General features: G+C 41.2%; 5 protein-coding genes and 3 tRNA genes. 2 read left to right on the top strand and 6 right to left on the bottom strand.

Annotated elements, in window-relative coordinates; all coding sequences use genetic code 11:
- Positions 1 to 29: 29 nt before the first annotated feature.
- From DWW23_RS16695 to DWW23_RS16680, 4 genes are all read right to left on the bottom strand, one after another.
- Positions 30 to 103 (bottom strand) — tRNA-Arg (locus DWW23_RS16695).
- 35 nt (positions 104 to 138) lie between these two features.
- Positions 139 to 215, bottom strand: a tRNA-Arg gene (locus DWW23_RS16690).
- Positions 216 to 248: 33 nt separating this feature from the next.
- Positions 249 to 325: transfer RNA gene (locus DWW23_RS16685), tRNA-Arg, on the bottom strand.
- A 76-nt stretch (positions 326 to 401) separates the two neighbouring features.
- Entirely contained in the window at positions 402 to 2,717 is a 2,316-nt protein-coding gene (locus DWW23_RS16680; RefSeq protein ID WP_122354408.1) for a patatin-like phospholipase family protein, read from the bottom strand.
- Between the two features lie 234 nt (positions 2,718 to 2,951).
- Between DWW23_RS16680 and DWW23_RS16675 the strand changes: the two genes are divergently transcribed.
- Positions 2,952 to 4,571 carry an ATP-binding protein gene (locus DWW23_RS16675; protein ID WP_233564370.1) on the top strand — a complete coding sequence of 540 codons (1,620 nt, stop codon included), beginning with the start codon at positions 2,952 to 2,954 and terminating at the stop codon, positions 4,569 to 4,571.
- Positions 4,572 to 4,660: 89 nt separating this feature from the next.
- Positions 4,661 to 5,896, top strand: a complete 1,236-nt coding sequence (locus DWW23_RS16670) for a BamA/TamA family outer membrane protein (protein ID WP_122354406.1) — start codon at positions 4,661 to 4,663, stop codon at positions 5,894 to 5,896.
- A 251-nt stretch (positions 5,897 to 6,147) separates the two neighbouring features.
- Here DWW23_RS16670 and DWW23_RS16665 read toward each other — a convergent pair whose 3' ends face one another.
- Together DWW23_RS16665 and DWW23_RS16660 are read right to left on the bottom strand one after the other, a co-directional pair.
- Positions 6,148 to 8,700, bottom strand: coding sequence for a DUF5686 and carboxypeptidase-like regulatory domain-containing protein (locus DWW23_RS16665; RefSeq protein WP_122354405.1), 2,553 nt, complete (start codon positions 8,698 to 8,700; stop codon positions 6,148 to 6,150).
- Between the two features lie 130 nt (positions 8,701 to 8,830).
- A complete protein-coding gene (locus DWW23_RS16660; protein WP_255419614.1) occupies positions 8,831 to 9,019 on the bottom strand; it encodes an AAA family ATPase in 189 nt (62 codons plus the stop codon).
- Positions 9,020 to 9,075 lie beyond the last annotated feature (56 nt).

Raw genomic sequence — 9,075 nt, 5'->3', positions numbered from 1 at the left:
ATTACTACTTCAACACTTTCCTATTTCTGTGACCGCGACAGGATTCAAACCTGTAACCGGCTGATCCGTAGTCAGCTACTCTATTCAGTTGAGCTACGCGGCCAATCTTTATGTATCTGTTTAAACTGTGATCTCAAATGGTGACCGCGACAGGATTCAAACCTGTAACCGGCTGATCCGTAGTCAGCTACTCTATTCAGTTGAGCTACGCGGCCAATCTTTGTATCTGTTTAAACTGTAATCTCGAATGGTGACCGCGACAGGATTCAAACCTGTAACCGGCTGATCCGTAGTCAGCTACTCTATTCAGTTGAGCTACGCGGCCATTGTTTCGTGATTGCGAGTGCAAAGGTAGTGTTTTCTTTTAAACTTGCAAGACTTTACTACATCTTTTTTTCAAATTAATCTAACATTTTTGGATTGAAGATCAAGTAACCGATATTCAATCCGAAGTTGAAATTCTTCGCCGGATAGCTATATCCATTGGCATACAGACTAATAGAGGCAAAAGGTAATTGCAGAACCAGAGCAGCCTCTCCCATATACTTAAATGAATGAAGAAATTTTCCATAATAAGGAGCCGCCACATACGGATTTTCACTTTTGACCTCCTTCTTTATTTCGTATAATGGCGCAAAACCATATAAGTCCAAACGAAAATGCAGAAGCTTACTGAACTTATAGATCGGTGAAATCCCGGCAGCCAAATATTGATTTGCCCGGAAAGCTTCATTAAACACAATCTTACTATGAGGTGTAGGAGTAAATGCCGGAGCCTGTAAAACTGATGCCGTATAGTTATTCATCAAGTTTTTGCTCGACACGACCAGTTCACCCTGAAGTCCCAGGTTGAAACGATTACTTAACACTTCATAGTGTTGCCACTCCCCTTTCAACTGCAACCAACTATGAACCTTTTTCTTAAACGGTTGACTTTCCGCTGTCTGCGAGGAAGGATCATAATTCTCTGTCCCTGTAACATATTGCGCTATCAGGAACTGTTTTCGTCCGGATATGGGATATTGTTTGGCATCCAACGAGTTACGTTCTATACTGAGCGAGCCGCTGAATAAGTTATACCAGCTATGATCAAACCTCGAATTAGGGAACAACATACTGTTGCTTTGGAAATAATAATCATTCAACTGCCCATAAGCGAATCCTATCTCCGACTTAGCCCTGTTCAGGAATGGGAATCCCAGTTTCAACTTCATATACAGCTCCTTTTGCTTTATGAAAGCCGGTAATACATCTTCATAGAACAAAGATTGGCTCTCCTGATATCGTTTATCAGAATAAACGCCTTCCCAATTAAGATATGTCGGAATTTTGGTCTGCAAATAAATCCTCCCGCTCAACAGCACTCCGCTAAAGGAATTTCCCACCTGGAAATTAGCATTAACATCGGCAGCAAAACGACCTAAATATTGATATCCTAACCCCAGAAATAATTGGTTTGCCTGGTGTGATGAAATATTGCCACCAAAACCGACTGTTATTTCTTCTTTCATTTTTACGTCCAGATAAAGATCGAATTTTTTCTCCCTGCGATTGTAAACAGCATGTGGCATGATCTCTCTGATCTTGGAAGAGGTCAGCATTTTGAAATAAGCCCGTTTGAACTCTTCCATCGAAAACTCATGGTTGATGTCACGATGCAACTGCGACTCTATATATTTACGCTGCGATTCAGAGACTCCCGTCACATAGATATTCTGGAAAATCAATGGAGGCAAACTTTCCTTATAAGCAGCCCTTCGCATATTCACTTCGGCAAGCGGCACCCTGCGGGGAACTCGCTGCTTAATCGAATCGATCATCCCCATAGTACGTTTATAACCAATATCCATCAATTCCTTTGCCTTCTGAAAATCCAGTAATGAGACGGTCGGGAAGCTGAACTTGATCATCATACCGTCTTCTTCGGGAACATCATAGTCTGTCTTTTGCATAATCATTGTTTCCAGCTGATTATATGCATTGTTGGAAGGCTTGTTATTCCCTCCGGCTACTGTAGAACCAAAAATGAAATCAGGATGGAAAGCCTCTTTCATCGGACCAACCGGGAAATTATCATAAATGCCACCGTCAAACAAAGGAATGCTGTCTTTCCAGATCGGTTGAAAAAAGAAAGGAAAAGTCATGGAAGCACGCACAGCATCTCCCAAATCTCCATTTTTGAATATAATCGCTTTCTTTGTATAAATATCGGAAGCGACACAACGGAACGGGACGAACAGATTATCGAAATTCCATCCGGCTTTAGCCGTAGCCTGCGAGAAAAGAGCCATGAAAGCCTGATTCATCTGGATCGGATTGATAAGGCTCTGCGGCAAAAAGTTTGCTTTTATCTGCAAGGAGTCAGTCATGTCAATAGAAAAATGACCGAATTCTGGTGTCGGGTCCGGCCGCTTGAAATAATATTTATACTCATTTTCAACCGTTCCCGTCTGCCAGTAACTAAATTCTTCCGACAACATTAATGCCAGCATTTCTTCCGGCGAATATCCCATAGCATATAAACTACCGATAATGGATCCGATAGAGGTACCAGTTATATAATCAATAGGTATTCCGTTTTCTTCAAGCGCTTTTATTACCCCGATATGTGCAGCACCTTTCGCACCTCCTCCGCTTAATACTAACCCTACTTTCTGGGCGTTGAGCAGTTGCAGGGAGATCAGAAAAAAGGTTGCCAGAACAGCTACTTTCTTCATAAATTACTTTTTCTCTGTTTACCTCTTCAAATGTAAAGCTAATTTCTCAGACTACAAGGAAACTAGATTGCATATTATGGAAATATTTAGGGGTATAATCGAAAAATAATATGAAAATCAATAAATTTCAGAAAGTATTTAAAATATTAATGATACATTTGTCGATATTTGTAAAGGGTAAATCTTTATTACAGTTTTATGGGAATGCTTATTTCGATAAATAATCTATTTTTGATGTTAACAGTGGAAACAACCATATTACTTCTGCTTCTTCTGCTATCGGTTGTTATCTCCTTTTTTCTGTTGTACAGAAACCGGAAATTAGCTCGAGAAAACGACCAGTACAAAGTCAAACTGGCAGGAGAACAGACATTGAGCGAAACAGTAAAAGAACGTCTTTTTAGCATCGATATTCTGGATAATCTTCCTTTTCCGGTTTTTGTCAAGGATATCAATGATGATTACAAATATCTCTATTGGAATAAAGAGGCGGAGTTACGGTCCGGCACTGAACGTGAAGAAGTTCTGGGACATACGGATTTTGATATTTATGGTGCAGAACGCGGTATGAAATACCGCAAAGTAGATGAACAATTAGTCCAGATAGGCGAAAACTACAGAGCAGAAGAAGATTATGTAACCCCGGACGGGATTCTTCATAATACGATCGTACATAAATCCATCATCTCACACGACAAGAACAGATGGTTGCTGATCATTCGCTGGGATATTACACAGATAAAGGAATATGAAAAAGAGCTGATCCAGGCCAAAGAAAAACTGGAAGATGCAGCAGATACACAAAACCTGGTATTGAACAGCATAAACTTTGGATTGATCTATATCGACAAAGAATATAAGGTACAATGGGAATCTACGTCCAATCTACAGGGGAAAGCCAAAGGACGCCGCTATACACCGGGAAAGATCTGCTATGAAACTGTTATGGGAAGAAAAGAGCCCTGTACCCAATGTGCACTCAGCGAAGCGATCATAAAAGAACATCCGGTCCGCCATGAGTTTTCCGACGGCGAAACGACATTCGAGATCAGTGCAATCCCCGTCTTAGATCATTCGGAAACGAATGTTATCGGCGGCTTAATGAAGATAGAAGATATTTCAGACAAAAAGAGAATAGAACATCTGATGTATGAAGTAAAGAAAGCTGACGAAGCAAACCGTCTAAAATCAGCATTCCTTGCCAATATGAGCCATGAGATCCGCACACCGTTGAATGCGATAGTCGGCTTCTCAAACTTATTGACGGAGACGGATGATCCGGAAGAGAAACAGGAATTTGCACATATCATTTCCACCAATAATGAACTCCTGCTCCAATTGATAAACGACATTATAGATATGGCCAAAATCGAATCCGGCTCGTTGGATTATGTCTATACCCAGACAGACATAAATGAGCTGATGGAAGAGATTTGCAGCCAAATGAAACTGAAGAACAAATCTGAAGAAGTCAGTATATCATTCGACCAGAAGCTTCCTCAATGTATCATTTGTACAGACCGCACCCGGCTGATGCAAGTGATAATCAACTTCCTTACAAATGCATTGAAGTTTACACCTAAAGGGACTATCACATTTGGCTACACATTGGATGAAACGGAAAAGAATATCCGTTTTTACGTGAAAGACACCGGAATAGGCATACCGGAAGATAAAAAAGATAAGATTTTCGACCGCTTCGTCAAACTGAATTCATTCGCCCAGGGCACAGGACTTGGACTTCCTATCTGTGCTATGATAGCCGAAAAATTCGGAGGAAATATAGGCGTTGAATCCCGGGAAGGAGAAGGATCCCTGTTCTGGATTGAAATTCCGGTACAAAAAGCTGAATAAACCTAAAGAAATACAAAGGCTGACAACCAAAGCATAGGTTAGTATGTTTTCTTTTTCATACTTTTGCAACCTAAAAATAAAAGCAGCCGATGTCGAAACATTTAATCGTTTTCACAGGTATCATCCTATCTGTTTCTTTTTTATCCGTAAAGGCCCAAAATACAGAGCCGACCGATACACTCCATAAAGAGGCCATTTTTGTTGACGGACAGCAATTGAACGAGAAACAACTTAAACGTTATTATCGGCAATTACGAAAAGACTCTATCAGAGCTAACAAAAAAATATGGTGGTCGGTCCTTGGAGGACCGTCTTATACTCCGGAAGCATCACTCGGTGTTGGCGGCGCTGTGTTGGCCAGTTTCAGAATGAATAAGAACGATACAATCTCACAACGTTCCTTCCTTCCGGCGGGCATCAATCTTTCGATAAACGGAACAATCGTGGTTGCAGGAGCCGGGACATTCTTTTTCAATCAGAATAAATTCCGTATTTATGCCAGTTACGGATACAGGAACGAGCCGGCACATTATTATGGAAAGGGATACGAAACGATTGAGCATGTAGACAGAAGCGATTCGACCACTCGTTATCACCGGAGTTATTTCCAGATCTACCCTCGCTTTGTCTGGGAGATACGCCCTCACTTCTATCTGGGAGGGCTGTTCGATATAAATTTTACGGATGCCTCGGATATTAATCCGGTAATGGAAATAGATCCCTACTTCAACCGGTTCAAACGGAAATATCTGAATGTAGGTATCGGTGGATTGATCCAATATGATACCAGAGACGATGTAGCCACACCGACACGAGGCGTATTACTAAGTGGAAACATGAAGGCCTTCGGCAAATATCTCGGAGGCACTTATAATTATGAAATACTGGAACTTGAATATCGGCACTTTGTAAATGTGTTCCGCCCCAGAAGTACACTGGCATGGATCGCCAAGAGTCAGATCGGCATGGGAGATGTCCCCTACTCCGAATTACCGTCTTTCGGTTCACCCTTCGACCTTCGCGGATATTACTGGGGTAAATACAGGGATAAGTCTATGGCTTACGGAATCGTGGAATACCGCCATATGTTCGGTTCTCAAGCTAAATACAAAAGCGGAAACTTCTGGGCTAAATGCGGTTTTGTCGCCTGGATGGGAACCGGAACGATCGGTAATACTCCTTTTGACTGGAATAAATGGAAACTGAATTTCGGTGCCGGATTACGTGTACAAATGCAACCGGGTAAAAACTTCCGATTGGATATAGGAAAGGAACCGGGACTGGATGGAGTGCAGGTTTATATGAATATGACAGAAGCATTTTAAAGGATTCACCAAAACAGGACTACCGCTGTAATTATCAACCAATTACAGTTTCCTCGTAGTTTTCTTATTTGGAAACTCCAGTTTCCTCCGCAGGGAACTACAATTTCCTGCCTGGGAAACTGCAGTTTCTTCCCTGGGAAATTCCAGTTTCCTGCTTAGGAAACGAGAACGATACAGCATAAAAAAACTTCCGTTGCCAGTAACATGAATTACGGACAACGGAAGCTTTATTTATATTTCAAACATGCCGACTAGAACGACAACTTCATCGAAAAGCGAATACCTTTTGTCTGTATGCCCGGATGATCACGGTAAGTCAAACGCCATACATAATCGAGACGAAGGAACTTAAAGATGTTTTCGATACCTACCCCGGCTTCCATATAAGGCGTATTTCCTAATGTATAGGATCCTTCCGGGAACAAATACAGATCTTTACCGCCATAATAAGGATTATTCTTATCCGTCAGATTACCCCACATACCACGGAATGAAAGCACCTCTCTCCATTTCAGCTTTTTAATCAGCGGAAGACGGTTCAAAAGAAGTCCGTTCATGAAATAGGTAACATCCCAGGATGCGTATTCATCACTGATAAATTCCATTGCGTTCATGTTTGTATAGGATTCCGGCTGGATTGTATATGACAAGTTTGCATTTGGCAATATCAGCAATGGATAAGGAACCTTGTCCCACACCTTGCCTGCCTTACCGATAATATCGATGTATCCGAAAGCAGAGAACCAGAAACGTTTCTGGATACCCAGGTCTGTACGGTTATAGGTATAATCGGCACCCAATACACCTTTTCTTGCTGTAATATGGCTCAAAGTGATTACCGGAGCATCGAAAGTAATCGGATAACGGTAATTACGTGTCTGATAGAATTTCTCGTTCGGAGCATAGCGGAACTTGAATTCCAGCTCTGTCATAGAATAAGATTTTATCGGAGTGATACGGCCATCTTCTTCTATTCTGTCGAAAACAGCATAGTCTGTCGAATATTCTTTCTTGTTACGCAGGACAGCACCGTAAGCAATACCGTTATAATGTTCGCGATAGTAAGTCAACTCGGCATTTCTCAAATAAGTAGCACGGGTATCTCTCTGACGTTTCCATGCCAGGAAGATATTATCCTTGTTGGTGTACATATATTGTTGTCCCAGCTGGTTGATATCGTACAGATATTCCAAACGGATGGAATTGACTGGATACTCTTTACGATATTCTTTCTTATCGTTGAACGAATACTCTATCAAACCATTATATTTGATCTTCCGGTCTGTCGTACCGTAAGCGGCATATCCTTCCAGGAACAATCTTTTACTGAAAGCAGTCGTAGTCGTACCTCCGACACGGAAGCGGGCGCCTTCGATCGCATTACCACTGATAAAGGTATTGGCCGGTCCAAACTCAAATTTGTTTTTAACAGGATCAGTACTTGTGCCTATATACCCCGAAGTCAGGATCGTTATGATCTTCTCCGTCACATAGAATATCGGAACCGAACGTAATTTCTCCATCAACTTATCGACCGTATTCTGATTCCGCTTTCCGGCTTCCTCGGGACGATTCAGATCCCAGAAATCTTCCGGTTGCTTGTAGGCATTCTGCAGCGTGATGACCGGAGCACTTTCTTTAAATATCCCATCGTCCTCAGGAGGCAGGAAAGAATGATTGCTATATATGTTCAGCCTTCGGGCATACATGCCTTTCGACTTCTCCGTCAGCTTGAAGTCTACATTTATATCATCTTTGGTTATGATACGTGTTCCGTCTTCCGTTCTTTCAAAAGTCTGTTCGATCGTCATTCCACTGACAAAGTTCAGGTTGATATTTTTAGGGACATTCAATATCGCCTTCTTGACGAAATAGGTAGAATCGAGCGTCACGAACAAATGCCCCGTAAAGCCAAAGCCTTCGGAAACAAAAGGAACAAACCCCAGGTCCACACATTGTTGTCCGTTGACCTCCAACGTATCGAGCAGATAATACTTATAGAAATTAGGCCCCATGCTGGACAACGGGCTTACAAAACGTTGCAGGAAGAGAGGAATATCATTCTTAAAAATATCTACTTCACGAAAAACTTCTCCCAGGAACTGCTGCATGCCATCACGTGAGAAAACTTCATCTACACCGGCAGCCTTGGCTCCCAATACGACTCTTTTCTCCACCTTAGGATCTTTACGGTAAAAGACACCTTCCACCTTCTCTTTTTCCGATACGGGCAGGATAGTCTTGCCGATATCCAACGTATCTATATAATCGATCAGGAAGTCGAATTTACCGGCTTTACCATTTTCCTTTTTAGGCTTCGGATGATAATCGTTCATTGCGAAAACCATCTTCTCATACTGGCTATAGCTGAAGTAATCGTGGTTACGCGGATTGTTACTTTCGCGTGAATCGATTACATTCTTGACGAAGGCGACGGCCGGATTCTCTTTTTTACTGTATTTTTCCTTTTTGGGCTTGACTACAACTTCCGAGATAGCGAAGCTGGAAGGCGCTAAAGCTATCTTGAAATAATTCTTCTTTCCGACAGCAACTTTAAACTCTTTTTCTTCGTATCCAAGATAAGAAACGGATAAAGTCCTTTCATTAGATGATGTTGTCAGTGAAAACTTCCCGTCATCGTCTGTTGTTGCTCCGATAGTTGTACCTTTCAGTATAACTGAAACATATGGTAACGTTTCTCCAGTGATCGAGTCCGTTACAATTCCGTTTATTATTGTGTTCTGACCCTTTGATGCAAAAGCTATCAAAACGAATGTCAGAATAAAAACAATCTTTTTCCCCATTATTTTATATTAACTCCCTCGTTAAACTCCGCAAAATTATAACAGATTCTTTTTTCTGAATGTTCCAAATTGAACCGATTATATTCCAATTGACAACAAAATTCATTAAAAGGCCCCAATATTGATGTTTTCAGATTGAATTTATACGATCAATAATGAAATCCTTCCTTGCTTCCACAGGCAATTGGGGTACTTCGATCAATGTATAACCTGCATTCTCATAAACATCTCTCATTACATAATATGTATCTATCGCTTCATTAAATGATTGTTTACGTTCTTTATCTGTATGGTATATACTTTCCCACGGGGGAAGTATAAAAACTGACCTTTACTGAAAGTAGTTTACAGATAAAACATTTATTACTAAAAACA

Source organism: Parabacteroides sp. AF14-59 (assembly GCF_003479515.1).
GTDB lineage: Bacteria > Bacteroidota > Bacteroidia > Bacteroidales > Tannerellaceae > Parabacteroides > Parabacteroides faecis.
Note: the sequence above shows the minus strand (reverse complement) of the source record. Positions and strands in the feature narration are given on the sequence as shown.